We start from the raw sequence: 457 nt of genomic DNA on the forward strand, positions 1-457 counted from the left end.
TAGGTGGGCGGGGTGGGGAATGACGAAATGCGGCCGCTCTGCGCACAATTCGTTCATCAGCCCGATCATGTCGGGGCTGTCGAAGATTTTCCCGAGGAACAAGACTGCGCGCGCTTGCCAAGCGGTCAGCTCGTTTTGCATTTCGGCAAGCTCGGAGCGGATGTGTTCGGCATCGGGCAGGGCGGTAAACACAGGCGCGGTTTTGACCCATGCGGTTTTATGCGCCTGCTCGGGTTTGAGACCGATGGCGGCGAGGATGTTGTCGAGAAGCGTGCCGACGTCGCCGCTAAACAGCGTACCGTGCAGGCTGTCTTCGGTGGACGGGCAAATGCTGACCACCATGATTTCAGACGGCCTGATGGTTACGTCAAGACGGGGCAGATTGTCTGAATGCGCGGCTTTTTCTGTTTTTGCCGGTGTTTCGGCAATGGCTTTGGGTGTTGCTTCGGGAACGCGG

Annotated in this window: 1 protein-coding gene; it reads right to left on the minus strand. The window is 58.6% G+C overall.

Annotated elements, in window-relative coordinates:
• Positions 1 to 457, minus strand: a 457-nt coding sequence (locus ACTHUR_RS20465) for a uracil-DNA glycosylase family protein (protein ID WP_440400632.1), incomplete at both ends; no start/stop codon positions are given.

The sequence above is a fragment of the Neisseria sp. P0021.S007 genome, from assembly GCF_051956855.1.